We start from the raw sequence: 24,820 nt of genomic DNA on the forward strand, positions 1-24,820 counted from the left end.
TCCAAAATTCACTCGCTCCAGCCGGGTGCATCACCGAGATGCCCGGTTGCTTCTGAGGATGCTTCTTCCATTTCTTCAGTCAACTCACGAGACCGCTCGGCTCTCTTTCGATATCCTTCAGCAAGCCGTTCCTCATCTGTCGGCGGTTTGATTATGATCTCGTCATTCACTTCGACGAATTCAATTTCGTCACCGCCTTTGATGCCACGACGGTCCCGCAGTTCCTTCGGAATCGTCACCTGCCCCCGATCTCCAACTTTCCGTTTGTGTTCGGGCATACTCGTTCATACTTTTTTCATACCGATATAGATGTCGGTGGCATAGTCATTCAATTCGCAGACGCGTTCGAATTGCTAATTCGATCTCGATCCTCTTGAATAAAAATCTTGACAAGAGTTCTACGACGCCCTCGTCGGACAGGCTAAAGAGTCGGCGGCCGGAAGACGACCCATGAACGAGACCGCCGGCGTCAGGCTCACGGTCCGCGCCGCCGAGAAGCGCGACGCGGGCCGCGGCATCGCCAGGCTCCCCGAACCCGCGCGCAAGCGACTCGGCCTCCTCAGCGGCGACACGGTCCGGATAGACGGCGAGCGCTCGGCCGTCGCGAAGGTGTGGCCGGGCGGCCCCGACGCGCAGGAGGGGTCCGTCCTCATCGACGCCGACACCCGCGCCAACGCCGGCGTGAAGGTCGGCGACGCTGTCACCGTCCGCCCCGTCGACGTGGTCGACGCCGACCGGGTCGTCTTCACTGCGCCCGCCCGGCTCGCCGACGTCGACGTGAGCCGCGAGGTGGTCGAGCGCGCGCTCGCTCGCGACCTCCGCGACCGACCGATCACCCGCGGGGAGGCCGTCCACGTCGAGCGGCTCGGCGGCCTCCGGTTCGTCGTCGCCGGGACGACGCCCGAGGGAACCGTCAGGGTCACCGCCGGGACCGACGTGACGGTCGAGTACGAGGCCGAGGACCGAGAGTCGAGTCGAGCCGGATCGGGGAGCCGAACCCGGAACGCCGGAGGCGGCACGTCCGAGACGGGGACGGCCGAGGGGCCGACCGGAACCGACGGCCGTCCCGCCGGCGAGGGGCCCCCTGCCGGCGAGGAGCCCCGCGCCGGCGACGCCGCCGGTCCGCCCGAGGAGCACACCGCGGGGGCGACCTACGAGGACATCGGCGGGCTCGACGAGGAGCTGGAGCTGGTGCGCGAGACCATCGAGTTGCCGCTCTCGGAGCCGGAGGTGTTCACCCGGCTCGGCGTCGACCCGCCGAAGGGCGTGCTGTTGTACGGGCCGCCCGGCACCGGGAAGACGCTCATCGCCCGCGCCGTCGCCAACGAGGTCGACGCGACGTTCATCACCGTCGACGGCCCGGAGATAATGTCGAAGTACAAAGGCGAGAGCGAGGAACGACTCAGGGAGGTGTTCGAGCGGGCGGGCGAGCAGGCCCCCGCGATCGTCTTCTTCGACGAGCTCGACTCGATCGCGGGCAAACGCGACGACGGCGGCGACGTGGAGAACCGCGTCGTCGGCCAGTTGCTCTCGCTCATGGACGGGCTCGACGCCCGCGGCGACGTGATCGTCATCGGCGCGACGAACCGGGTGGACTCGCTCGACCCCGCGCTGCGCCGGGGCGGCCGCTTCGACCGCGAGATCGAGATCGGCGTCCCGGGCGAGGCGGGCCGCCGACAGATCCTCGACGTCCACACGCGGCGGATGCCGCTCGCCGATGACGTCGACCTCGACCGGATCGCGAGCCGGACCCACGGCTTCGTCGGCGCGGACATCGAGGGGCTCACCCAGGAGGCGGCGATGACCGCGCTCCGGCGCGCTCGGGCGGACGACGCCCGGGCGCTCGCGGAGGTGACCGTCACCAAGGCCGACTTCGAGGGGGCCCACGCCGCGATCGAGCCGAGCGCGATGCGCGAGTACGTCGCCGAACAGCCCACCACGGACTTCGACGACGTGGGCGGGCTAGCGGAGGCGAAGGAGAAGCTCGAGCGCGCGGTGAGCTGGCCGCTGACCTACGGGCCGCTCTTCGACGCCGCGAACACGGACCCGCCGACGGGCGTCCTGCTTCACGGCCCGCCCGGCACCGGGAAGACGCTGCTGGCGCGGGCGATCGCGGGCGAGAGCGGGGTCAACTTCATCGAGGTCGCCGGACCGGAACTGCTCGACCGGTACGTCGGCGAGTCCGAGAAGGCGGTGCGCGACCTCTTCGACCGCGCCAGACAGGCCGCCCCGGTGATCGTCTTCTTCGACGAGATCGACGCGATCGCGGCCGACCGCGACTCGATGGGCGGCGGCGACTCCGGCGTCGGCGAGCGCGTGGTCTCACAGCTGCTCACGGAGCTGGACCGCGCGAGCGACAACCCGAACCTGGTGGTGCTCGCCGCGACGAACCGCCGGTCGGCGATCGACCCGGCGCTGTTGCGTCCCGGCCGGCTCGAGACCCACGTCGAGGTGCCCGACCCCGACCGCGACGCGAGGCGGGCGGTGTTCGCGGTTCACACCCGCGGGAAGCCGGTGGAACCGGACGTGGACCTGGACCGGCTCGCCGAGGAGACGGACGGCTACTCCGGCGCGGAGATCGCTGCGGTCTGCCGCGAGGCGGCGATGATCGCGATAGAACGGGTCGCGGACGAACACGGCGAGGCAGCGAACGACCACGCCGACGAGGTCGCGATCACGGGCGAGGACTTCGAGACAGCGATCGTCAACGTGACTGCCTCGCGGTCGTAGCTGCGGGCGGCGGTCTCGCAGTCGTAGCTGCGGGCGGCGGTCTCGCAGTCGTTGCGAGAGCTGGCGGCCTCGCGGTCGTATCTGCGTCGCTACGCGTCGTCGTGGTCGTCGCCGTGGCTGTGTCCGTGACCGTGACTCCCGGCGCTCGCGGCTTCCACGGCCTCCGGGTCCTCGGCACCGAAGTCGTCGACGGGGGTCACGCTGTAGTCGACGGTGAGTGTGTCCTTCGTGGCGCGGACCTTCCCGACGAACGTCGAGATGTCGGCGAGGCTTCCCTCGAGGACGAAGAGTTCCATACAGTAGCGCGAGCCGACGTGGTTGTGGAAGTTGGAGGCGACGAGTCCCTCGTGTTCGTGGCGGAGCCGCATCATCCGTTCCTCGACGCTCGTGGTCTCGTAGTCGAAGAGCACGGTCACGACGGCCATCAAGCGACGGTCCTCCAGGCGGGCGTCCTCGAACTCGTCGAGGAGGTTTCGAGAGGCCTCCCGGACCACCTCGCTCCGGCCGGTGTAGCCGTGTTCGTCCGCGAACTCGTCGAGCCGGTCGAGTAGTTCTTCGGGCATCGACACGCTGACGACGGTCATGTAATAACTCACTCCCTCGATGTTGTTAACGTTTTAGGTTACCCCCGTCGACGTGGTCGGAGAACCACTCGTAGTGGTCGAGCAGGGCGCTCTCGCCCGCGTCGGTGAGCGCGTACACGTCGGCGAGCCCCTCGGGTCGGCGGGTGAGGTAGCCGGCCTCGACCAGCGCGGAGAGGGTCGCGTAGAAGCTCTGGGGGTCGATCCGCTCGTCGTAGTGGGTCTCGAGCCGGCTCTTGAGCGACTGCGCCCTCAGCTCGCCGGCGGCGTACACCAACACACAGCAGTCGCGCCGCCGCCCGCTGTGGAACCACTTCGTCATACGCCGCGTTCCGGTCGCGGCCTCACGACGGTTTCGGTCGACGCTCGCGGGAAATCGTGTGTCGACGTGCCCCGACGTCACCGTGTCGTCAGCGCGACGGACACGCCACGGCAACGTCCGGGAAAGCCGGGGAACGCTCCGGAAATCACGGGCGCGGTTTCCCGCACCGTACTGCTCCGCACCGCACCTCACGCCTCCCCAGCCTCGTCGGTCGCCTCCGGCGACCGACTCCCTCGCGCGCGACTCGCAGCTTCGCTGCTCGTTTCGCGCGCGCCGACAACGCCATGTCGCTTCCACCGGTCTCGTATGTCGTTCCCACCGGTCACGTCGCCGCGAGCAACTCGTCGAAGGTCTCCACGCGGCGGTCGCCGAGGACGCACCGTCCCCGGTCGGCGTGACCGACGCGCTCGACGTGGACCGCGTCGAGCCCGGCGTTCCAGGCTGAGCTCACGTCGCTCTCGCCGTCGCCGGCGTAGTACCCCCGGTCGCGGGGGTCGACGCCGATCGCGTCCATCGCGACCTCGAGGGGGCCGGGGTCGGGCTTCCAGCCCGTCTCGTCGGTACAGCAGACGACCGCGTCGAACCGGGACGCCAGGTCGAGCCGGTCCAGGACGGGCTCGGCGAGGAACCGCTGGCAGTGGGTGACGAGCCCGACCGGCCGGCCCGCGGCGTCGAGCCGATCGAGCAGGCGGGCGGCGTCGTCGTGGAGGTACGTCGCCTCCGCGCGGGCGATCGGGTCCTCCACGTCGTGGAACGCGGGCCAGAAGCGGTCGGGGTCGACGCCCATCCCGCGGAGGGTCCCGGCGCGCGAGCCGCCGAGCCCGTGCCAGAGGACGTACGCCTCGCGGTCCGAGAACCCGCGGCCGAGGCGGTCGCCGACGCGGTCGAACACCCCGCGGGTGTACGCCCACTCGGCGTCGACGAGCGTCCCGTCGAGGTCGAAGAGGTGGAAGTCGTACTCGGCGAGGACCATGGGGGCGTGCGTAGGCTCCGGGTGGATAAGTGCGTTTGGGCGGGAGCGGGCGTACAGGTTCCGGACGACGACTGTCCCGCGTGTGGGTTCCGGGCGACGACCGTCCCGCGTGTGGGTTCCGGACGACCGTCCCGCGTGTGGGTTCCGGACGACGGCCCCGCGTGGAATCCGGACGACGGCCCCCGCTGTGCGGGCTCGGGAGCGAGGACGCTCACCCCCGGACGTGGATCGACGAGCCGAGGTACTTGTGGAGGACCTCGTCGACGTCGTCGGCGTTGAACCGGGAGAGGTCCGCGGCGATCGCTGCCTCGAGCGCGTCGAGGGACGCCCGGTCGGTCCGGAATTCGCGGAAGGAGACGCTCTCCACGTCGACGCCCAGCCGCTCACCGAGGAACGCGCGTACCGACGGCTCGTCGCCGACCTCCCCGCGCCAGAGCCGATCGCGGAAGAACAGCCACCCCTCCTCGCCCGGTTCGACGGCGGGGACCTCCACCGTCGTCTCGAAGCGGTCGGGGTCGGCTCGCGCTCCGGTCGGATCGAGGCGAAACCCGACACGGAAGACGTAGTCAGCGTTCACGCCCGTGACGTCCACCGAGTGCCGGATAACCGTTTCGACGGACGTGGGGATCGAACGGCGTCGAGGCGGGCCAGGACCGTCCCCTGTCAACGAGGACGAACGACAAGCTACATACGACCACATGGCGTTGTCCCGCCCATGCTGGACCGGCTCCGCTCACCCCTCGAACGCGCGTACCTGCGGTACCTCCACCGGCGGGTGGAGACGGTGCCGACACACGTGGCCGTCATCCAGGACGGGAACCGCCGGTACGCCCGAGAGCGCGGCGGCGACGCGCCCGACGGCCACCGCGCGGGCGCGGACACGACCGAGCGGGTCCTCGACTGGTGTGCGGACCTGGGCGTCTCGGAGCTGACGCTGTACGCCTTCTCGACGGAGAACTTCGAGCGCCCGGACGAGGAGCTCGAACCCCTCTTCGACCTCCTCGAGGCCAAGCTGCTGGAGTTCGCCGACGCCGATCGCGTCCACGACCAGGGGGTCCAGGTCCGGGCCATCGGCGACGTCGACCGGCTGCCGCTGAGGGTGCGCGAGGCGGTCGACTACGCGGAAGAGCGGACCGCCGAGAACGACCGGTTCACGCTCAACGTCGCGCTCGCGTACGGCGGCCGGACGGAACTGCTCGACGCGGCCCACAGCGTCGCCCGCGAGGTCGCCGAGGGCGACCTCGAACCCGACGACGTCGACGTCGAGACGGTCGAACGTCGGCTCTACGACCGCCCGATCCGCGACGTGGACCTCATCGTCCGAACCGGCGGCGACGAGCGCACCTCCAACTTCCTGCCGTGGCACGCCAACGGGAACGAGGCCGCCGTCTACTTCTGTACGCCCTACTGGCCGGAGTTCTCCGAGGTCGACTTCATGCGCGCGATCCGGACGTACCAGGCACGGGAGGCGTCCTGGCGGCGGGCCCGCGCCGAGCGCGCGGCGGCGCTGGTCCGGGCGGTCGCCGAGGTGGAACTGGCCGAAGCCAGGCGGGTCGCACGGCGGCTCCGCGGGCGGCTCCCGCGGAGCGACCTCGACGCCGTCGCCGAGGAGCTCCCGGAGGGCGGGGCCGTCTCGGAACCGGCTCCGACGGCCACGGGTACCGCCGTCGACGGGGCGGACGGCGAGTCGGAGCCGGCCGGCTAGCCGGGTTAAGCGACGACGAAACGTACGAACCCCGCTATGCCGGGTTCTTTCGCGTGAGGTCGCTGCCGCAGACCGGACAGCGCTCGCGGTTCTCCTCGAAGGTCCGGCTACAGCCGATACACTGGAAGCGCCACTCGCGTTCCTCCGAGATGCCGTCGCGGGCGATGGGCTCGACGCCCAGATCGAGCCGCTCGGCGACGTTCTGCATCGCGTAGTCGTCGGTGACGAGGGTGGCGTCGAGTTCGAGCGCGGTCGCGATCAGCCGAACGTCCGTCCCTGACAGCTCCGCTGCGTCGCCCGAGCCGCGGGCCGCGCGCTCGACGTTCGTCACCGCCTCCGGAGCCGGAACGTGGATCGTCATCCCCGATCCCTCCATCGCGTCGAACCGGAGCGCGGTCTCGCCCTCCAGCTCGTCGTGGACTTCGGGCACCGAGACCACGGGGTCGTCGGTGGTGTACTCGTGGATGAACGCGGACGTATCGAGAACTCTCATCAGCGGCCGACGACGATGTAGTCTTTCACCGCCCGGACGTTCCCGACCGGCACTCGGAGCCGTCCCGTCTCGTCGACGTCGAACGCGACGCGTTCGGGATTGAGCTGTTCGTGCGGGCTCACGAGCAGGTGGTGGAGCTGTCCCGACTTCAGGTCCATCGTGATGTTGTACAGGTCGCCGAGTTCGGTCCCGTCCGACCCCATTACCGCCTTCCCCGAGAGGTTCTCCGCCAGGATGTTCGCCATGTTCCCACCCTTCCGGTCGACGGTATTAAACGCCACGGGCCGTCGGACGGCTGACGGACGCGTCCTGAAACACTTAACTGACGGCCGAGCCGAACGGAACACAACGACCTTCTCGGGGCGATTCTCATGACTGACGACACACAAACGGACACCCTTCGGACGCCGATCGTCGCCGTGCTCGGCCACGTCGACCACGGGAAGACGAGCCTCCTCGACAAGATCCGCGGCTCCGCGGTGAGCGAGGGCGAGGCCGGCGCGATCACCCAGCACATCGGCGCCACCGACATCCCGCTCTCGACTATCTCGACGATGGCGGGCGAGCTCGTGAACCCGGACGACTTCGACCTGCCCGGACTGCTCTTCATCGACACGCCGGGCCACCACTCCTTCTCGACGCTACGCGCCCGCGGGGGCGCGCTCGCCGACATCGCGGTGCTCGTCGTCGACGTCAACGACGGCTTTCAGCCGCAGACCGAGGAGGCGATAGACATCCTCCGCCGCACGGGAACCCCGTTCGTCGTCGCCGCCAACAAGGTGGACACGACGCCGGGGTGGAACCCCCAGGAGGGCGATCCCATCCAGAAGAGCCTCGAGGCACAGTCGGAGCGCGCGGAGTCGATGCTCAACGAGAACCTCTACGAGATCATCGGTCAGCTCTCCGACGCCGGCTTCTCCGCGGACCTCTACTGGCGGGTTCAGGACTTCCAGAAGAACATCGGGGTCGTCCCGGTCTCGGCGCTCACCGCCGAGGGGATCCCCGACCTGCTCGCGGTGCTGATGGGTCTCTCCCAGCGGTTCATGAAAGAGGAGATGGCGATCGACGTGTTCGGCCCCGGCGAGGGGACCGTCCTCGAGGTCAAAGACGAGCGCGGCTTCGGCGCCACGATCGACACCGTGGTGTACGACGGCGTGGTGAGGAACGGCGACACGATCGTCGTCGGCGGGCAGGCGGAGCCGATCGTCACCGAGGTGCGGGCGCTGTTACAGCCGCGGCCGCTCGAGGAGATCCGCACCGAGAAGAAGTTCCAGAAGGTCGCGGAGGTCGGCGCGGCCGCCGGGGTGAAGATCGCCGCCCCCGACCTCGACGACGCGATGGCGGGCGCGCCGGTCCGGGTGGTCCGCGACCGCCCGGTCGAGGACGTGGTCGAGGAGGTGAAAGCCGAGCTCGCCGAGATCGAGGTCGACACTGCCGAGGACGGCGTCGTGATCAAAGCCGACACGCTCGGCTCGCTGGAGGCGATGGCGAACGCGCTCCGGGAGGCGGAGGTGCCGATCCTGCGCGCGGAGGTCGGCGACATCGCGCCGCGCGACATCGCGGTGGCCGAGACCGCCAACCAGCACGAACACAAGGCGATCCTGGGGTTCAACGTCGACCTCCTCGCGAACGCCGAGCGGGAGCTCGAGAGCGCCGACGTCAAGCTGTTCACGAACGACGTGATCTACCAGCTGATCGAGGACTACGAGACGTACGTCGAGGAGCGCCAGCGCGCCCAACAGGAGACGGTGCTCGACAAGGTGGTCCGGCCCGCCCGGTTCCGGCTCCTCCCCGACCACACCTTCAGACAGAACGACCCCGCGGTCGTCGGCGTCGAGGTCATCTCCGGGACGCTCCAGAACAACCGCAACGTCGGCTACTTCGAGGGCAACGAGTTCGAGCGCGTCGGGGGGCTCTCGGGGATCCAGAAACAGGGCGACGACGTCGACGAGGCCCGCGCCGGCGAGCGCGTCAGCATTGCGATCGACGGCCCCACCGTCGGTCGTGACATCAAGGAGGGCGACACCCTCTGGACGGAACTCCCCGAGAAGCACGCGAAGATCCTCGAACAGGAGCTGAAAGAAGAGATCACCGCTGACGAGCGCGAAGCGCTCGCCGGCTACCTCGACACCAGGCGGAAACGGGACCCGTTCTGGGGGAAGTAACTCGCGGGGTCGGGTAAGAAATTCGCGGGGTCGATCCCCCCGCAGCCCGCCCGGACGAGCCGTTCGCGAGCCGCGTCGTCCTCAGTCGTCGTCGGCCGCGGCGCCGGGAGTCGCCGCGCCGAGTCCGGCGGCCATGCCTGCGACGATCGTCTCGTTGCTAACGACCCACCGAAGCAGCAGGAACGCGAAGAGGTACTTCGCGCCGATGTCGAGGATGCTGTATGCCCACGAGGTGATCGCGACGTCGAGCACCGCGAACCCCTCGGCCCCGAGCGCCCAGAAGATCGGGTAGCCGAGCCACAGCACCACCGTCAGCACCTTCAGCGTGTCGAATATCTCGGAGGTTCCGGCCGTCTCGGCGTCTTTGGACCACTCGACGAGCAGGATGTACAGCACCACGGCGAAGAACGCGCAGCTGATCGCGTACCAGAACCAGCGGAGCGCGTAGGAGGACGTGGTGAGCGCGGCCGCGAGCCCGGTGACACACATCCCGATGTCGGCCACGATGGCCGTGAAAAGCTTGGTCACGTTCGACCCCGCGAGCAGGCCGAGCGCGAGCAGGATCATCGGCGTCGACAGCGCCCACGTGAGGTACCGGCCCCACATCGTGAGCACTTCCTCGCCGGCGAACACGTGTCCCGGCGGCATCTCGAGGAAGCTTATCGTGAGCCCCGACGCCAGCCCCGTGTAGCTCGAGATCGAGACGAGCGGGACCATGAGCGTCGCGACGAAGATGAGCTGTGAGCGCGGGTCCTCGACGTTTCGACCCATGTAGACGAAAAGCAGGATCGACAGCCCGGCGAGCGCAATGTTCGCCCAGAACGAGAGGTTCAACAGTTGGTCCGCCTGTATCTCCCGATACACCTCCGCCTGGGTCAGTTCCATCGGGACACCCTGTGACGCGATCGCTAGGTCGGCTACGGCTGTTTCAATCATGCAACACCAGTGTTTCGGGGGGGAGTCAGATAAGGGCGATACCCAACCAGTGTGGTATCGTACGCCGAAGTCACGGAAGACGGGCCGACGCGAGTATCTCCCGATCTTCGGGACCAACCGCTGTATTCAAACGGCCGAAACCCCGAGAACCGACATGTACCGGAGACGGTTCCTCGAGCGGGCCGGCGTGGCAGGCATCGCGGCCGGAGCCTCGCTCTCGCTCGCCGGCTGTCTCGCCGACCAGTACGACGTGGGCATGACCGCGACCGAGTTCCGTCCGGCGGAGGTGACCGTCGAAGTCGGCGACGCCGTGACCTGGGAGAACACGAGCGTCCGCGGCCACACCGTCACCGCCTACGAGGACGCGATCCCCGAGGAGGCCGAGTACTTCGCCTCCGGCGGGTTCGGGAACGAGGCCGCCGCCCGCGAGGCGTGGTCCGACTTCGGCGGCCGCCTCGAGAACGGCGACCGCTTCTCACACACGTTCTCGGTCCCCGGCCGATACGACTACGTCTGTCTCCCTCACGAGACGGGCGGGATGGTCGGGGCCGTGATCGTCGAGGAGTGAGATGCCGGTCACCGACCACCCGCACGGGGGTTCGCTGGTTCCTTCCCGCCCGGAACCGACGAAACCCATTAGCGCACGCGTCCCCAACTCGCGGTGAACCACGCGATGGACCCATCCACCCTGCTCGGCGTCGACGTCCTGTTGTTCCTCGCCATCGGCCTGCTCGGCGGGGCCCACTGTATCGGGATGTGTGGGCCGCTCGTCACGACGTACGCAGCCCGGATGGACCCCGACGCGGGACGGACGGACGGCGGGACACACGGGTCGGGCGCGGCCGACGGGCGGGCGGCCCGTACCGACCGCGACGCCCGCGGCGGCCACCTCACCACCTACGAGGTTCGCCAGCACGCGCTGTTCAACCTCGGCCGGACGGCGAGTTACGCGCTGATCGGTACGGCGCTCGGCGCGCTCGGCGGGGCGGTGCTCGTGACGACCGCGACGGTCACGGGTGCGGCGGGAACGGTCCGCGGCGTCGTCGGGCTCGGCGTCGGCCTCGTCGTGATGGCGGTCGGGGTCCGGTACGTCCTCGGCGGTGCGACGGGCGGCGTCCACCTGCCGGGGCTCCAGCGGGTCACGGGCTGGCTGACCGGCCACGTGGACCGGCTCGCGAACGGGCCGGGGATCGTCGCGCTCGGCGCGGTCCACGGGCTGTTACCCTGTCCGATCCTCTATCCCGCGTACCTGTACGCGTTCGCCAGCGGGTCGGCGCTGTCGGGGGGGATCGCGCTGGCCGCCCTCGGCGTCGGGACGATGCCCGCGGTGTTCCTGTACGGCACCCTGATCGGGAGCGTCGACGCGGTCCACAGACGGCGGGTCCACCGGTTGCTCGGGGTCGCGTTCCTCGCGCTCGGGTACGTCCTGTTCGCACACGGGCTGATGGCGATCGGCGTCCACGTCCCGCACCCACGGCTTCCGTTCTGGAACCCGCTCGACGCCGGGATGGCAGGAATGAGCGGCCACGGGGGTGGCTGAGATGGCCGGACGCGCCGATCGCTCCGCCGGGTCCGACTCCCGCTCCGCCGGGTCCGACTCCGGCTGTACGCTGTGTGACCTCCCGACGGAGGGAGTCGACGTCGTCGACGGCGACGACAACCGCTTCTGTTGTGTCGGCTGTCGGGACGTGTACGAGGCGCTCGGCGACGTCGACGTGGACGCGGACGAGGTCACAGCGCGTCGGGACCGCAAGGGTGGGGCGGACGGGGAGGGCGACGACGACGATACCGCCGAGGTCCCCGCCGATCACGAGGCGACGTTCCTCGAGGTCGACGGGATGCACTGTGCGACCTGCGAGGCGTTCATCGAGACGGTCGCGACCCGCACCGAGGGCGTCAGCGCCGCGAGCGCCAGCTACGTCACCGACACCGTGCGGGTCGACCACGACCCCGCGAGCGTCTCGTCGGACGACCTCGCGGACGCGGTGAGCGGGCTCGGCTACAGCGCGTACTCCCGCGACGACGCCTTCTCGCGCCGACAGGCGGACAACATGGCGACCGCGAGACTCGCGATCGGCGTCCTCGTCGGGATGGCCGTAATGCTCCAGTACATCGTGTTGATCTACCCGACGTACTTCGCGTTCCCGTTCTACGACGAGCGGACACTGGAGTACCTCAATACAGCGATGTCCTCGACGTCGGGGACGTACTTCTTCATCGTGCTCGGCGTGTTGACGACGATCGTCCTCCTCGTCACCGGCAAGCCGATCCTCCGGGGGGCGTACGTGAGCGCGCGGACGCGCTCGCCGAACATGGACCTGCTCGTCGCGCTCGCCGCCGTCAGCGCGTACCTCTACAGCACGCTGGCTGTCGCGCTCCTGCCGGACCCCTCGATCTACTACGACGTGACCGTCGCGATAATCGTGATCGTCACCGTCGGCAACCACTACGAGTCGTCGGTCAAACGGCGGGCGACCGAGCTGCTCTCCGACCTCACCGCGGTCCAGGTCGACACCGCCCGGCGGGTCGGCGGGGAGGGCGACGCTGGCGACGCGGAGCCGACCGAGGTCGCGATCGACGCGCTGGAGCCGGGCGACCGCGTGCTCGTCCGCGCGGGCGAGCGGGTTCCGGTCGACGGCGAGGCGGTCGACGGCGACGCCGCCGTCGACGAGTCGGTCGTCACCGGCGAGTCGATGCCGGTCCGGAAGGGGCCGGGCGACCCCGTCGTGGGCGGCTCCGTCGTCGCCGACGGCTCGCTGACGGTCGCGGTCGGCGACGACGCCAGCTCCAGTCTCGACCGCGTCGCGGAGCTCGTCTGGGACCTCCAGAGCGGCAACCACGGCGTCCAGAAGCTCGCCGACCGCTTGGCGACCGTGTTCGTCCCCGTCGTGCTCGCGATCGCGGTCGTCGCCGCTGGGGTCAACCTCGCGCTCGGCAACGGCGTCGCGACCGCCCTGCTCGTCGGCCTCACGGTGCTCATCGTCTCGTGTCCGTGTGCGCTCGGGCTCGCGACGCCGCTCGCGGTCGCCGCCGGGCTCCGGGACGCGCTCGAACGCTCCATCGTCGTCTTCGACGACACCGTCTTCGAACGCATCCGCGGGGCCGACACCGTCGTCTTCGACAAGACCGGGACGCTGACGACCGGCGAGATGCGGCTCCTCGACCGCGACGTCGACGACGACCTGCTCGCGCTCGCCTCGGCGCTGGAGTCGCGCTCGGCGCACCCGGTCGGTCGGGCGATCGCGACAGCGCGGGCGGACGGCGCCAGCTCCCCCGGGGACGTCGTCGCCGACGGCGGGACAGCGACGGGGGACGGGTCGGCCGGGGCCCCCGCCGGCGACGAAGCCGACGTCGGCGCGGACGCCGACACCACCGACACCACCGACACCACCGACACCACCGACACCACCGACGACGCAGTACGGGAGCCGACCGTCGACGCCTTCGAGAGCCACGCGCGTGGCGTCTCCGGCGTCGTCGACGGCGTCGAGGTCGTCGTCGGCCATCCGGACCTGTTCGACGAGCGGGGGTGGACGGTGCCGGACGCGATCCGCGAGGCGGTCGCGACAGCCCGCGACGTGGGGCGCGTGCCGGTCGCGATCGGCCGCGACGGCGCGGCAGTGGGGTTCGTCGTCGTCGGCGACGAGCTCCGCGAGGGGTGGGAGGGGACGGTGGAGGCGCTCGCCGACTCCGGCGTCGAGGTGGTCGTCCTCACCGGCGACGACGCGCGCGCGGCGAGCGTCTTCCGCGAGCACGACGCGGTCGCGGAAGTGTTCGCCGGGGTCCCGCCAGAGGGGAAAGCTGAGACCGTCGAGCGGCTGAAGCGACGCGGGCGGACGGTGATGGTCGGCGACGGCACCAACGACGCGCCGGCGCTCGCGGCCGCGGACCTGGGTATCGCGCTCGGCGGCGGCACCGCCATGGCGGCCGACGCCGCCGACGTGGCCGTCGTCGACGACGACCTCGCCTCCATCGAGACGGTCTTCGAGCTCTCGCGGGCCGCGGGGCGGCGCGTGAAGGGGAACGTCGGCTGGGCGTTCCTGTACAACGCCGTCGCCATCCCGCTCGCGGTGACCGGGCTCTTGAACCCGCTCTTCGCCGCGGTGGCGATGGGCCTCTCGAGCCTGCTCGTGGTGACGAACTCCTCGCGACCGCTCTTGCGCGAGTAGGCGTCGACCCGGCTCCGCCCCGGTTCGACCGCGCTTCCGGCGTTGCCCGCACCCCGGAACCCTTTTGGACGAACACGGGTCAGGACATGGTAATGAGCGATCTCGAAGCGGAGTACCGCCTCGACTACTTCGAGGAGGAGGGGTTCGAACGGAAGGAGTGCCCCTCCTGTGGAGCGCACTTCTGGACGCGCGATCCCGACCGCGAACTGTGCGGCGAACCGCCGTGTGAGGACTACAGCTTCATTGACGACCCCGGGTTCGACGAGGCGTACACCCTCTCGGAGATGCGCGAGGTGTTCCTCTCGTACTTCGAGGACCACGGCCACGAGCGGATCGACCCGTACCCGGTGGCGGCCAACCGGTGGCGCGACGACGTCCTCCTGACGCAGGCGTCGATCTACGACTTCCAGCCGCTCGTCACCTCCGGGCGGACGCCGCCGCCGGCGAACCCGCTGACGATCTCCCAGCCGTGTATCCGGATGCAGGACATCGACAACGTGGGGAAGACGGGCCGGCACACGATGGCGTTCGAGATGATGGCCCACCACGCGTTCAACGTCCGCGAGGACGCCGAGGAGGAGTACGCCTACGATGGGGAGGTGTACTGGAAGGACGAGACCGTCGAGTACTGCGACGGGCTCTTCGAGGAGCTCGGCGCAGACCTCACGGAGGTCACCTACATCGAGGACCCGTGGGTCGGCGGGGGCAACGCCGGGCCCGCCATCGAGGTCATCTACAAGGGCGCGGAGCTCGCCACGCTCGTCTTCATGTGTATGGAGCGGGACCCCGACGGCGACTACGAGATGAAGGACGGGAACACCTACTCGTTCATGGACACGTACATCGTCGACACGGGCTACGGCCTGGAGCGGTGGACGTGGATGAGCCAGGGGACCCCCACCGTCTACGAGGCGATCTATCCCGACGCTATCGAGTTCCTGAAGGAGAACGCCGAGATCGAGTACACGGCCGAGGAGGAGGCGCTCGTCGCCCGTGCGGCCACGCTCTCCGGCCGGCTCGACATCGACGACGTCGACGACGTGGAGGACGCCCGCGGGGAGATCGCCGAGCGGCTCGACGTCGGCGTCGACCGCCTGCGCGCGCTGGTCGAGCCGCTCGAGTCGATCTACGCCATCGCCGACCACTCGCGGACGCTCGCGTACATGTTCGGCGACGGGATCGTCCCCTCGAACGTTGGGACGGGCTACCTCGCGCGGATGGTGCTCCGGCGGACGAAGCGGCTCGTCGACGAGGTCGGCGTCGACGCCCCCCTCGACGAGCTCGTGGACATGCAGGCCGACCGCCTGGGGTACGAGAACCGCGACACGATCCGCGAGATCGTCCGCACGGAGGAGCGCAAGTACCGGAAGACCCTGGAGCGCGGCTCGCGGAAGGTCGAACAGCTCGCCGACGAGTACGCCGGCACCGGCGATCCGATCCCGACCGCGGAGCTGCTCGAGCTGTACGACTCCCACGGGATCCAGCCGGACATGGTCGCGGAGATAGCCGAGGAACGCGGCGCGACCGTCGACGTACCGGACGACTTCTACGCGCTCGTCGCCGACCGCCACGAGGAGCTCGACGACGATTCGACCGACGTCGACCGTGACGAGCGGTTCCGCGACCTGCCCGGGACGGAGAAGCTCTTCTACGACGACCAGGGTCGGACGGAGTTCGAGGCGGTCGTCCTCGACGTGTTCGAGGCCGAGGAGGGGTACGACGTGGTGTTGGACCAGACGATGTTCTACCCGGAGGGCGGCGGCCAGCCGGCCGACCGCGGCCAGCTCGTCGGCGGCGAGGCCACCGCGGAGGTCACCGACGTCCAGGAGGTCGACGGCATCGTCCTCCACCGCGTCGACGCCGACCCCGGGAAAGGAGAGTTCGTCCGCGGCCAGGTCGACGGCGACCGCCGCGAGCGCCTGCGCGTACACCACACCGCGACGCACCTGATCGGGCACGCGGCCCGCGAGGTGCTCGGCGATCACGTCCGACAGGCGGGCGCACAGAAGGGGCTCGACTCCTCGCGGCTCGACGTGCGCCACTACGAGCGGATCGACCGCGAGGAGGTCCGTGAGATCGAGCGCGTCGCGAACGGGCTCGTCCGCGAGAACGTCCCGGTGAGACAGGAGTGGCCCGACCGGAACGAGGCGGAGGCGAAACACGGCTTCGACCTCTACCAGGGCGGCGTGCCGCCGGGGACGAACGTCCGGCTGATCCACGTCGGCGACGCCGACGTCCAGGCGTGTGCGGGCACCCACGTCGACCGCACCGGCGACGTCGGCGCGGTCAAGGTGCTCAAGACCGAGCCGGTACAGGACGGCGTCGAGCGGATCGTCTTCGCTGCCGGCGGGGCGGCCATCGAGGCGACCCAGCGCACGGAGGACGCGCTGTACGACGCCGCGGCCGCCCTCGACGTCGACCCGCTCGACGTGCCCGAGACCGCGGAGCGGTTCTTCGAGGAGTGGAAGGCCCGCGGCAAGGAGATCGAGGCGCTCAAGGAGGACCTGGCGGCTGTGCGCGCGTCTGGCGGCGCCGACGCCGAGGAGGTCGACGTCGGCGGCGTCACCGCCGTGATCCAGCGGCTCGACGGCGACACCGACGAGCTACGCGCGACGGCGAACGCCCACGTCGACGACGGGAAACTCGCGGTGGTCGGCAGCGGCGCCGGCGGCTCCGCGAGCTTCGTCGTCGGCGTCCCCGACGGGGTCGACGTGGACGCCGGCCGGGTCGTCGCGGAGCTCGCCGGCAGGGTCGGCGGCGGCGGGGGCGGCCCGCCGGACTTCGCGCAGGGCGGCGGCCCCGACGTCGACGCCCTGGACGACGCGCTGGCGGCCGCGCCGGACGTACTGCGGACGCTCCAAGAGGCGTAGCCCCGGCCATGCTGTACGCGAGAAACGGCGGCGTTTCGATCCGATACGAGGTCGACGAGGGGGGGTCGGCCGACGGCGAGGCGGTCGTCTTCTGTGGCGACGTGGGCCTCGGCGCGTGGCAGTTCGGCTGGCAACACGCCGCGCTCGCGGGACCGCACACGGTTATCACGCCGGAGACGCGGGGCGTTGGGCGCTCGGACGCGCCGTCGGGCCCGTACACGGTGGAGACGCTCGCGGGCGACCTCGACGCGGTGTGCGCCGCCGAAGGCGTTCGGAACGCCCACCTCGTCGGCTACGGACTGGGGGGGATGGTCGCGCTCGCGTACGGGCTCGACTCCTCACGGCCCGCGAGCCTGACCCTCGTCGGGACGCCGCCGTCGGGCGACGCCTACAACCCGGCCGGGGTGTGGGCGGACCCGTCGGACCCGGAGGCCGTCCGTGGGTCGCTGACGGGACTGCTCTCGGCGGCGTTCCGGCGGACGCACGCGGACGCGCTCTCCCGGATCGTCGAGTGGCGGCTCGCCGAGGACGCGGACCGCGAGACGTTCGAGGCGCACCTGACGGCAGTCGAGCGGTTCGACCGGTCCGCTCGGCTCTACGAGGCGACGCTGCCGGCGCTCGTCGTTCACGGGACGGAGGACACGGTCTGTCCGTCCACTGCCGGCGAGACGCTCGCCGAGGGGCTCCCCCGCGGCGAACTTCACGCCGTCGAGGGGGCGCGCCACCTGGTCGGTGTGGAGGCGTCCACTGCGGTCAACGACCTCGTCGCCGGCTGGCTCGCCGAGCAGGCGACCGACCCGGAGGCGTGATCGGGGCACTGCGGGAGGGGGTCGTCGCCGACACCGGACGGCTCCGTCCCCGACACCGGACGGTTCCGTCGCCGCCACAACGGTTTTGAGCCCCTCGCCCGTCGGATCGGTCATGAGTCGTCTCCGATTCGCCCTGCTGAACGCCGCCCACGACGGCGAACACACCCGCAGGAACTTCCGCCGCGAGTTCGACGCCGACCTCGCCGAGTTCGACGCGACGGACGCACATCTCCCCGACCACACCGACTTCGACGGCGTCGTGATCACCGGCTCCCGCTCGTCGGTCTACTGGGACGAGCCGTGGATACCGCAACTCGTCGACTACGTCGCCGAGGCGGCCGACGACGGCGTCCCAGTGTTGGGCGTCTGTTACGGCCATCAGGTGCTCGCGGAGGCGCTCGGCGGCAGGGTCGCCGGCATGGACGGCTTCGAACTCGGGTACAGCACGGTCACACACCGTGGCGACGAGCTGTTCGCCGACGTTCCAGAGGAGTTCACCGTCTTCACCTCACACGGCGACGCCGTCGTCGACCTCCCGCCGGGCGCGACGCTGCTCGCCGAGAACGAACACGGCGTCCACGCGTTCCGCGAGGGCCACTGCTGGGGCGTCCAGTTCCACCCCGAGTACGACATGGAGACCGCCCGCGACGTGGCCGACGGGAAACGCGAGCGGCTCGGCGACGCCCGCGTCGACGGCGTGCTCGCGGACGTCACGCCGGAGGCGTTCGAGAGTGCCTGCGAGGCCAAGTCGATCTTCGACAACTTCGTCGCGTACGCGAGGGACGTGAAACGCGACCGGGAGGCGACCGCAGCCGCGGACGATTGATCAGCCGTGTCACCGAGGGGGACGGCCCGCTCTCACCGGGTGCGTCACGGTCGCCGACAACTACATCCACCGTGCTGGCGTAGCGGGAGCCAATGATCCTCCGTCGGCTGAACGAGTGGCTCGGACGCGTCAAAACCGAGATCCGGCGTTCGTTCACCGACGAGTACACGGTCAGGGAGACCGCCGGGAGCTTCTCCGTCGGCGTGTTCATCACGATGTTGCCGACCCTCGGGACGGGCCTGCTCGTCTTCGTCGTGCTCGCGTGGGCGTTCGACCGGATCAACCGCGCGGCGCTCTTGGCGTCCGTCGTCGTGTTCAACCCCGCGGTGAAGTGGGGCGTGTACGCCGCCAGCTTCACGCTCGGCGTGGCGATCCTCGGCCCCGTACCGGGCGTGACGGCCGCCGAGGTCGCCGAGGTCTCGTTCGCGGCCGGTCCGGAGATCGTGGTGCGGCTCGTCCTCGGGAACACCATCCTCGCGGCCGTCGCGGCGGTGCCGAGCTATATCCTCTGTTACCGGTTCGTCGAGGCGTACCGCGCCCGCGACATCGACGTGGTCGAGACGGTCACGGATGTCGTCGACCTCGACGACGACGTCGACGCCGACGCCGACGACTGAGACGCGATCGACGCCGACGCCGCCGACCGAGACGCGATCGACGCCGACGCCGACGACCGAGACGCGATCGACGCCGGCCGGGACCCCGTGCCGGTCGAACACCCTTATACGGTTCCCGCTCGGAACTCGGCTATGAACGTAGTACCGGACACCAGTGCGGTCATCGACGGTCGCGTGTCCGAACGCGTCGAGGACGGCAGCTACGAGGGGGTGACGGTCGTCGTCCCCGAGGCCGTCGTCGGCGAGCTGGAGTCGCAGGCCAACGACGGGCTCGAGTCGGGGTGGGACGGCCTCGAGGAGCTCAAACGACTCGACGAGTTCCGTGACGACGGGACGATCGACCTGCGATACGTCGGCGACCGCCCGAGCGGCGACCAGCGTTCGCGCGCCGCGGAGGGCGACGTCGACGCGCTCATCCGCGACATCGCCGCCGGCAACGACGCCACGCTCCTCTCCAGCGACATCGTCCAGGTGGAGGTCGCCCGCGCGAAGGGGATCGACGTCGAGTACGTCGAGCCGGTCGCCCGCGGCGTCGTCGACGAGCTCCCGATCCAGGAGTACTTCACCGACGAGACGATGTCCGTCCACCTGAAGACGGGGACGAAACCGAAGGCCAAACGCGGCTCGCTCGGCGAGATGCGCTACGTGGTCATCGACGAGACGGAGACGAGCGAGGAGCGGATGGCCGAGCTGGCGAACTCGATCGTGGACCTCGCACGGCAGTCCTCGGACGGGTTCATCGAGCTCTCGGACGACGGCATGGACATCGTCCAGTACCGCAACTACCGGATCGCGGTGGCGCGTCCGCCCTTCGCCGACGGCATCGAGATCACGGCAGTCAGACCGATCGCGAAGACGACGCTCGACGACTACGAGTTCGCGGACGAGCTCCGCGAGCGGTTCCTCGAACGGAAACGCGGCGTGCTCATCTCGGGGTCGCCCGGGGCCGGCAAGTCGACGTTCGCGCAGGCGGTCGCGGAGTTCTTGAACGACAACGACTACGCGGTCAAGACGATGGAGAAGCCCCGGGACCTCCAGGTCGGCCCGGAGATCACCCAGTACGGTGCGCTCGGCGGGAAGATGGAGAACACGGCCGACTCGCTGCTCTTGGTCCGGCCCGACTACACGATCTACGACGAGGTCCGGAAGACGAACGACTTCGAGGTGTTCTCGGACATGCGGATGGCGGGCGTCGGGATGGTCGGCGTCGTCCACGCCTCCCGCGCGATCGACGCGCTCCAGCGGCTCGTCGGCCGCGTCGAGCTGGGGATGATCCCGCAGATCGTCGACACGGTCGTCTACATCGAGGCGGGCGAGGTCCACACCGTCTACGACGTGACGACGGAGGTGAAGGTTCCCGCGGGGCTCACCGCCGAGGACCTCGCGCGACCGGTCATCCAGGTGTCGAACTTCGAGACCGGCCGGCCGGAGTTCGAGATATACACCTTCAACCGGCAGGTCGTCACCGTCCCGCTGAACGGGGACGACGACGGCGGGGCGGAGACCGGCGTCGGGCGCATCGCCAAACAGGAGATCGAACGCGAGGTCCGTTCCGTCGCACACGGCCACGTCGACGTGGAACTGAAAGGCGACGACGGGGCGATCGTGTACGTCGACGAGGGCGACATCGGTACCGTGATCGGCAAGGGCGGCGGCAGGATAAGCGACATCGAGGGTCGCCTCGGCATCGAGATCGACGTGCGGACCCACTCGGAGAAGCCGGGCGGTCGAGGTGCCGGCTCGTCGGGGGGCGACCCCGGTGGAAACGGGCGCGGCGGCGCGGGCAGTGGACGCGACGGGCAGGTGGGCGAGGAGCGCGGCTCCGTCGTCACACCGGAGATCACGTCGAGACACGTCGTCCTCGACGTCGACGCCGGGGTCGGCGAGACGGTCGAGGTCCGCGCGAACGGCGAGTACCTCTTCACCGCGACGGTCGGACGCGGCGGCGAGGTACAGGTGTCTCGCGGCTCGGCCATCGCCGAGGAGCTGGAGGACGCGATCGACCGGAAACGGACGATCACCGTCGTCCCTGCCCGCTGAGCGTCGGTCTCCATCGTCCGCTGAGCGTCGGTCTCCGTCGTTCGACACGACAGCGTTCCACGATCGTCGTATCCGGTTCCTCCTGAAAGATAACGCTTTTTGGACGGTGGTCGGAAGGCTACGGCATGTCGAACGAGCTGAAACGCGGGTTGGAAGGCGTCCTCGTCGCGGAGTCGGAGCTCAGTCACGTCGATGGGGAGGTCGGTAAGCTCGTCTACCGCGGGTACGACATCGAGGAGTTGGCACGCGGCGCGAGCTACGAGGAGGTGCTCTACCTGCTCTGGCACGGCTCGCTTCCGACGCGCGCGGAGCTCGACGATCTCCGAGAGCACCTCGCCGTCGAGCGATCCGTCGACGACGAGGTGCTCTCGACGGTCCGCACGCTCGCCGACGCCGGCGATCAACCGATGGCCGCGCTTCGCACCGCGGTCTCGATGCTCTCGGCGTACGACGGCGACGCCGAGAGCGAGGGCGTCCTCGCGGAGGGCGCACGGATCACGGCGAAGATGCCCACGATCCTGGCCGCGTTCGAGCGCGCCCGCCAGGGTGAAGCGACAGTCGACCCCGACCCCGATCTCTCGCACGCGGGGAACTTCCTGTACATGCTCACCGGGACCGAGCCCGACGCGGTGAGCGAGGAGACGTTCGACATGGCGTTGACGCTCCACGCCGACCACGGGCTCAACGCCTCGACGTTCACGGCGCTGGTGATCGGCTCGACGTTGGCCGACGTCTACTCGTGTGTCACCGGCGGGATCGGCGCGCTCTCGGGGTCGCTCCACGGCGGCGCGAACCAGGACGTCATGGAGATGCTCCACGAGATCGACGACTCGGACAAAGAGCCCGTCGAGTGGGTAAAAGACGCCCGCGAGAACGACCGCCGGATCCCCGGCTTCGGCCACCGCGTGTACAAGGTGAAGGACCCGCGCGCGCGGATCCTCGAGGGGAAACTCCGAGACCTCGCCGACTCCTCGGGCGACCGGAAGTGGCTCGAGTACACCACCGCCATCGAGTCACACCTCGCCGACGAGGGGCTCGTCGAGAAGGGGATCGCCCCGAACGTCGACTTCTACTCGGGGTCCGTCTACGACGCCATGGGGATCCCGATGGACCTGTACACGCCCATCTTCGCGATGAGCCGCGTCGGCGGCTGGATCGCCCACGTCCGCGAGTACCAGGAGGACAACCGGCTCATCCGGCCACGGGCGCGGTACACCGGCCCCGAGACGGCCGACTTCGTGTCGATCGACGAACGATAGCTCCGTCGACTCGACGGGTCCGCCACCGCCCGTCGAAACCGCCCGCTCACAGGATCCGAACCGCCCGCCTACGACGACGCGAACCGCTTGCGGAGGTACTTCGCCAGTATCGGGAGGTCGTCGAGGTGGAGGAGCTTCCGCATCGCCCGTTTGTCCCCGCGGTTGACCGCCGCGAGCGTGTCCTCGTCCGTCCGGCGGAGGTCGCGCATGAGGCGGTCGTAGCGCTCGTTCGGCGCGAGGTACAGGAGCTCGGTGAGCACCAGCCGCGAGTTCATCCGCGGGGCCACGTCACGGTGCCAGAGTTCCTCGTAGATCGCGAGGCTCTCGGCGTCGGTCGGCTGGGCTGCGTCGGTGAAACACCGGTCTATCGACATCGCCGCGGCGCGCGCGGACTTCATTCCCTTGTGGATCCCCTCGCCCCACAGCGGGTCGATGGTGGGGACGGTGTCGCCGATGGCGAGGAAGCCGTCCGTGTGCATCCGCCCGGGTCGCTGGATGTGTGCCGACCCGCGGTGGACCTTCCCCTCCAGGAACTCGGCGTCGGCGAAGCGCGGGTCCGCCTCGAGCCAGCCCTCGAGGTAGCCGTCGATGGTCTTGCCCTCCTCGCCGGCCTCGCGGTGGCGGTCGTTCTGGATGTAACACAGCCCCACCTTCGCGGTGTCCTCGCCCGTGGCGAAGATCCACGAGTAGCCGCCCGGGGCGATGTCGTGGTCGAGCCGGAGCATCATCGCCCGCCGGAGGTCGCCGTACTCGGGGTGGTTCAGGTCGACGTTCTCCATCTCGTACTCGATGCCGATCGCCTGGTTCTCGCGTTCGAGGTCGACCACGTCGAGCGCGCTCGCGATCGGCGCGGCCGGGCCGGTGGCGTCGACGACGACGTCGGCGTACACTTCCTCGTCGCCGTCGTACCGCACGCCTTCGATGACGCCGTCGTCGTCGAGGATCGGTCGGGACACCCGCGAGTCGAACCGGTACTCCGCGCCCTGCTCACGGCCGTCGGCGACGAGGTATCGCTTGAACTCGGCGAACTCCAGCACCGCGCCCGGCTGGTAGGACTCGTAGTAGTCGTTCGGCGACTCCAACACCACGTCGTCGGTGTAGGACATCACGACGTCGTCCGGGATCCCGAACGCCGACATCATCGAGGGGAACGTCCCCGCGGTCGACTTGTTGCTCTGCCGCGGGAACTCGTCTTCGGCCTCCGTCTCGAGGACGACGACGTCGTACCCGCGGGCGGCCAGATCGCGGGCACACTGCGCCCCCGCCGGCCCGGCACCCGCGATCGCGACGTCGTAACGGTCTGGCATACGCGTACATACCGACCCGTGTAATTAGGTTTGCCGAAACGGGACGATACTCCGGAGGAACCCGCCGCTGTCGGCCGTTTTTGACCGAATCTGGAGGTCGGGATTCGAACGGTAGCCGAGGCGGGAACGGACGCGAGCGGACGCCGCGCCGTTCAGTAGAACTCGCGGACCAGGTCGGTCGCGTTCTCCGGCGCGCCGTCGGGTATCCGTGACATGTCCTCGTCGACGCCGTGTTGCTCGTGGTACGGGACCGACGACTCGTCCTGATAGATGACGCCCTGATACTCCTTGTCGGAGTCGAGGATGACGTCCTTGGCTGCGTCGTAGTCGGTCGGGTCGTGGTCGTCCTCCGCGAGGTCGACGAGCGAGTCGCGGAAGTAGTCGTAGGTGTCGACGTCGTTGAACGTCACGCACGGCGAGTAGACGTTCACGAAGCCGAAGCCGTCGTGTTCGACGGCCTGCTGGATGATCTCCTGGTGACGCAGGGCGTCGGAGGAGAACGACTGGGCGATGAACGTCGCCCCCGACGCGAGCGCGAGCGCGTGCGGGTTGACCGGGGGCTGTTTGGGGCCCTCCGGGGTCGTCGCCGTCTCGAAGTCCTCACGCGAGGTCGGCGACGCCTGACCCTTCGTCAGGCCGTAGATGCGGTTGTCCATCACGACGTACGTCATGTCGACGTTGCGCCGGACGGCGTGGACGAAGTGGCCCGCGCCGATGGAGTAGCCGTCGCCGTCGCCGCCGGCGACCATCACCTCGATGTCCGGACGCGCCATCTTCACGCCGGTCCCGACGGGGAGCGCCCGCCCGTGGACCCCGTGGAGCGCGTAGCTGTGCATGTACGTGCCGATCTTGCCGGAACAGCCGATGCCGGCGACGACGAAGGTGTTGTCGGGGTCGTTGCCCGTCTCCGCGAGGGCCTTCATCATCCCGTTCATCGTCCCGAAGTCGCCGCATCCCGGGCACCACGTCGGTTGCTTGTCGGATTTGAAGTCGGTGAATCGAACGTCTGAACTCATTG

22 protein-coding genes are annotated in these 24,820 nt (G+C 69.5%); 12 read left to right on the plus strand and 10 right to left on the minus strand.

From position 1 onward, the window contains the following. Positions 1–8 precede the first annotated feature (8 nt). Positions 9–278: an AbrB/MazE/SpoVT family DNA-binding domain-containing protein gene (locus tag DQW50_RS03250; RefSeq protein WP_112077872.1), complete on the minus strand. Its 270-nt coding sequence runs from the start codon at positions 276–278 to the stop codon at positions 9–11. A gap of 172 nt (positions 279–450) precedes the next feature. Here DQW50_RS03250 and DQW50_RS03255 point away from each other — a divergent pair, with 172 nt between their 5' ends. Continuing rightward, entirely contained in the window at positions 451–2,730 is a 2,280-nt protein-coding gene (locus DQW50_RS03255) for an AAA family ATPase (protein ID WP_112077873.1), read from the plus strand. An 89-nt stretch (positions 2,731–2,819) separates the two neighbouring features. On the opposite strand, the gene DQW50_RS03260 is transcribed toward DQW50_RS03255, so the two are convergent. The 4 genes from DQW50_RS03260 to lwrS form a co-directional block, all read right to left on the minus strand. Continuing rightward, on the minus strand, positions 2,820–3,314 hold the full coding sequence (locus tag DQW50_RS03260; protein WP_112077874.1) for a CopG family ribbon-helix-helix protein: 495 nt from the start codon (positions 3,312–3,314) through the stop codon (positions 2,820–2,822). Between the two features lie 25 nt (positions 3,315–3,339). Then, positions 3,340–3,633 carry a PadR family transcriptional regulator gene (locus DQW50_RS03265; RefSeq protein WP_112077922.1) on the minus strand — a complete coding sequence of 98 codons (294 nt, stop codon included), beginning with the start codon at positions 3,631–3,633 and terminating at the stop codon, positions 3,340–3,342. Positions 3,634–3,955: 322 nt separating this feature from the next. Further along, the gene (locus DQW50_RS03270) at positions 3,956–4,606 is read right to left on the minus strand and encodes an HAD family hydrolase (protein ID WP_112077875.1); all 651 of its coding nucleotides are present in this window, start codon (positions 4,604–4,606) and stop codon (positions 3,956–3,958) included. 211 nt (positions 4,607–4,817) lie between these two features. Beyond that, complete coding sequence (lwrS, locus tag DQW50_RS03275) at positions 4,818–5,183, minus strand: LWR-salt protein (RefSeq protein WP_112077923.1); 366 nt, start codon at positions 5,181–5,183, stop codon at positions 4,818–4,820. A gap of 138 nt (positions 5,184–5,321) precedes the next feature. On the opposite strand from lwrS, the gene uppS reads away from it, so the two are divergent. Next, a complete protein-coding gene (gene uppS, locus DQW50_RS03280; protein WP_112077876.1) occupies positions 5,322–6,311 on the plus strand; it encodes a polyprenyl diphosphate synthase in 990 nt (329 codons plus the stop codon). A gap of 34 nt (positions 6,312–6,345) precedes the next feature. Here uppS and DQW50_RS03285 read toward each other — a convergent pair whose 3' ends face one another. Continuing rightward, positions 6,346–6,804 (minus strand): NOB1 family endonuclease, encoded by a 459-nt coding sequence (locus DQW50_RS03285; protein ID WP_112077877.1) that lies wholly within the window; start codon positions 6,802–6,804, stop codon positions 6,346–6,348. After that, complete coding sequence (locus DQW50_RS03290) at positions 6,804–7,049, minus strand: PRC-barrel domain-containing protein (RefSeq protein ID WP_112077878.1); 246 nt, start codon at positions 7,047–7,049, stop codon at positions 6,804–6,806. The genes DQW50_RS03285 and DQW50_RS03290 overlap by 1 nt, the downstream gene beginning before the upstream one ends. A gap of 126 nt (positions 7,050–7,175) precedes the next feature. Here DQW50_RS03290 and infB point away from each other — a divergent pair, with 126 nt between their 5' ends. Next, a complete protein-coding gene (gene infB, locus DQW50_RS03295) occupies positions 7,176–8,969 on the plus strand; it encodes a translation initiation factor IF-2 (RefSeq protein ID WP_112077879.1) in 1,794 nt (597 codons plus the stop codon). 81 nt (positions 8,970–9,050) lie between these two features. Here the strand turns inward: infB and DQW50_RS03300 are convergent, their stop codons facing one another. Next, positions 9,051–9,848 (minus strand): bacteriorhodopsin, encoded by a 798-nt coding sequence (locus tag DQW50_RS03300; protein WP_112077924.1) that lies wholly within the window; start codon positions 9,846–9,848, stop codon positions 9,051–9,053. Positions 9,849–10,059: 211 nt separating this feature from the next. On the opposite strand from DQW50_RS03300, the gene DQW50_RS03305 reads away from it, so the two are divergent. The 9 genes from DQW50_RS03305 to citZ all read left to right on the plus strand — a co-directional run bounded on the left by DQW50_RS03305 (position 10,060) and on the right by citZ (position 22,495). Then, positions 10,060–10,473 carry a plastocyanin/azurin family copper-binding protein gene (locus DQW50_RS03305; protein ID WP_112077880.1) on the plus strand — a complete coding sequence of 138 codons (414 nt, stop codon included), beginning with the start codon at positions 10,060–10,062 and terminating at the stop codon, positions 10,471–10,473. Between the two features lie 105 nt (positions 10,474–10,578). Further along, on the plus strand, positions 10,579–11,445 hold the full coding sequence (locus tag DQW50_RS03310) for a sulfite exporter TauE/SafE family protein (RefSeq protein WP_112077925.1): 867 nt from the start codon (positions 10,579–10,581) through the stop codon (positions 11,443–11,445). Between the two features lies 1 nt (position 11,446). Continuing rightward, positions 11,447–14,074, plus strand: coding sequence for a cation-translocating P-type ATPase (locus tag DQW50_RS03315; RefSeq protein WP_112077881.1), 2,628 nt, complete (start codon positions 11,447–11,449; stop codon positions 14,072–14,074). A gap of 92 nt (positions 14,075–14,166) precedes the next feature. After that, positions 14,167–16,944 (plus strand): alanine--tRNA ligase, encoded by a 2,778-nt coding sequence (alaS, locus tag DQW50_RS03320; protein WP_112077882.1) that lies wholly within the window; start codon positions 14,167–14,169, stop codon positions 16,942–16,944. Positions 16,945–16,952: 8 nt separating this feature from the next. Then, complete coding sequence (locus DQW50_RS03325; protein WP_112077883.1) at positions 16,953–17,753, plus strand: alpha/beta fold hydrolase; 801 nt, start codon at positions 16,953–16,955, stop codon at positions 17,751–17,753. Between the two features lie 112 nt (positions 17,754–17,865). Continuing rightward, entirely contained in the window at positions 17,866–18,579 is a 714-nt protein-coding gene (locus tag DQW50_RS03330; protein ID WP_112077884.1) for a type 1 glutamine amidotransferase, read from the plus strand. 92 nt (positions 18,580–18,671) lie between these two features. Beyond that, entirely contained in the window at positions 18,672–19,196 is a 525-nt protein-coding gene (locus DQW50_RS03335) for a DUF2062 domain-containing protein (RefSeq protein ID WP_112077885.1), read from the plus strand. Between the two features lie 132 nt (positions 19,197–19,328). Then, positions 19,329–21,236 (plus strand): PINc/VapC family ATPase, encoded by a 1,908-nt coding sequence (locus DQW50_RS03345; protein ID WP_112077887.1) that lies wholly within the window; start codon positions 19,329–19,331, stop codon positions 21,234–21,236. 125 nt (positions 21,237–21,361) lie between these two features. Next, the gene (gene citZ, locus DQW50_RS03350; protein WP_112077888.1) at positions 21,362–22,495 is read left to right on the plus strand and encodes a citrate synthase; all 1,134 of its coding nucleotides are present in this window, start codon (positions 21,362–21,364) and stop codon (positions 22,493–22,495) included. A gap of 68 nt (positions 22,496–22,563) precedes the next feature. On the opposite strand, the gene DQW50_RS03355 is transcribed toward citZ, so the two are convergent. Together DQW50_RS03355 and DQW50_RS03360 are read right to left on the minus strand one after the other, a co-directional pair. Continuing rightward, the gene (locus tag DQW50_RS03355) at positions 22,564–23,802 is read right to left on the minus strand and encodes a digeranylgeranylglycerophospholipid reductase (RefSeq protein ID WP_112077889.1); all 1,239 of its coding nucleotides are present in this window, start codon (positions 23,800–23,802) and stop codon (positions 22,564–22,566) included. A gap of 152 nt (positions 23,803–23,954) precedes the next feature. Beyond that, positions 23,955–24,818, minus strand: a complete 864-nt coding sequence (locus DQW50_RS03360) for a 2-oxoacid:ferredoxin oxidoreductase subunit beta (RefSeq protein ID WP_112077890.1) — start codon at positions 24,816–24,818, stop codon at positions 23,955–23,957. Between the last annotated feature and the right edge of the window lie 2 nt (positions 24,819–24,820).

The sequence above is a fragment of the Halorubrum sp. 48-1-W genome, assembly GCF_003287355.1.
Lineage (GTDB): Archaea > Halobacteriota > Halobacteria > Halobacteriales > Haloferacaceae > Halorubrum.

What these genes read in the sequence shown, in the direction of transcription:
- DQW50_RS03310 (WP_112077925.1), top strand. Translation starts at nt 10,579, where the DNA reads ATGGACCCATCCACCCTGCTCGGCGTCGACGTCCTGTTGTTCCTCGCC.
- uppS (WP_112077876.1), top strand. Translation starts at nt 5,322, where the DNA reads ATGCTGGACCGGCTCCGCTCACCCCTCGAACGCGCGTACCTGCGGTAC.
- DQW50_RS03250 (WP_112077872.1), bottom strand. Translation starts at nt 278, where the DNA reads ATGCCCGAACACAAACGGAAAGTTGGAGATCGGGGGCAGGTGACGATT.
- DQW50_RS03255 (WP_112077873.1), top strand. Translation starts at nt 451, where the DNA reads ATGAACGAGACCGCCGGCGTCAGGCTCACGGTCCGCGCCGCCGAGAAG.
- alaS (WP_112077882.1), top strand. Translation starts at nt 14,167, where the DNA reads ATGAGCGATCTCGAAGCGGAGTACCGCCTCGACTACTTCGAGGAGGAG.
- DQW50_RS03335 (WP_112077885.1), top strand. Translation starts at nt 18,672, where the DNA reads ATGATCCTCCGTCGGCTGAACGAGTGGCTCGGACGCGTCAAAACCGAG.
- DQW50_RS03315 (WP_112077881.1), top strand. Translation starts at nt 11,447, where the DNA reads ATGGCCGGACGCGCCGATCGCTCCGCCGGGTCCGACTCCCGCTCCGCC.
- infB (WP_112077879.1), top strand. Translation starts at nt 7,176, where the DNA reads ATGACTGACGACACACAAACGGACACCCTTCGGACGCCGATCGTCGCC.
- DQW50_RS03305 (WP_112077880.1), top strand. Translation starts at nt 10,060, where the DNA reads ATGTACCGGAGACGGTTCCTCGAGCGGGCCGGCGTGGCAGGCATCGCG.
- DQW50_RS03260 (WP_112077874.1), bottom strand. Translation starts at nt 3,314, where the DNA reads ATGACCGTCGTCAGCGTGTCGATGCCCGAAGAACTACTCGACCGGCTC.
- DQW50_RS03360 (WP_112077890.1), bottom strand. Translation starts at nt 24,818, where the DNA reads ATGAGTTCAGACGTTCGATTCACCGACTTCAAATCCGACAAGCAACCG.
- DQW50_RS03265 (WP_112077922.1), bottom strand. Translation starts at nt 3,633, where the DNA reads ATGACGAAGTGGTTCCACAGCGGGCGGCGGCGCGACTGCTGTGTGTTG.
- citZ (WP_112077888.1), top strand. Translation starts at nt 21,362, where the DNA reads ATGTCGAACGAGCTGAAACGCGGGTTGGAAGGCGTCCTCGTCGCGGAG.
- DQW50_RS03290 (WP_112077878.1), bottom strand. Translation starts at nt 7,049, where the DNA reads ATGGCGAACATCCTGGCGGAGAACCTCTCGGGGAAGGCGGTAATGGGG.
- DQW50_RS03285 (WP_112077877.1), bottom strand. Translation starts at nt 6,804, where the DNA reads ATGAGAGTTCTCGATACGTCCGCGTTCATCCACGAGTACACCACCGAC.
- DQW50_RS03345 (WP_112077887.1), top strand. Translation starts at nt 19,329, where the DNA reads ATGAACGTAGTACCGGACACCAGTGCGGTCATCGACGGTCGCGTGTCC.
- DQW50_RS03330 (WP_112077884.1), top strand. Translation starts at nt 17,866, where the DNA reads ATGAGTCGTCTCCGATTCGCCCTGCTGAACGCCGCCCACGACGGCGAA.
- DQW50_RS03325 (WP_112077883.1), top strand. Translation starts at nt 16,953, where the DNA reads ATGCTGTACGCGAGAAACGGCGGCGTTTCGATCCGATACGAGGTCGAC.
- DQW50_RS03355 (WP_112077889.1), bottom strand. Translation starts at nt 23,802, where the DNA reads ATGCCAGACCGTTACGACGTCGCGATCGCGGGTGCCGGGCCGGCGGGG.
- DQW50_RS03270 (WP_112077875.1), bottom strand. Translation starts at nt 4,606, where the DNA reads ATGGTCCTCGCCGAGTACGACTTCCACCTCTTCGACCTCGACGGGACG.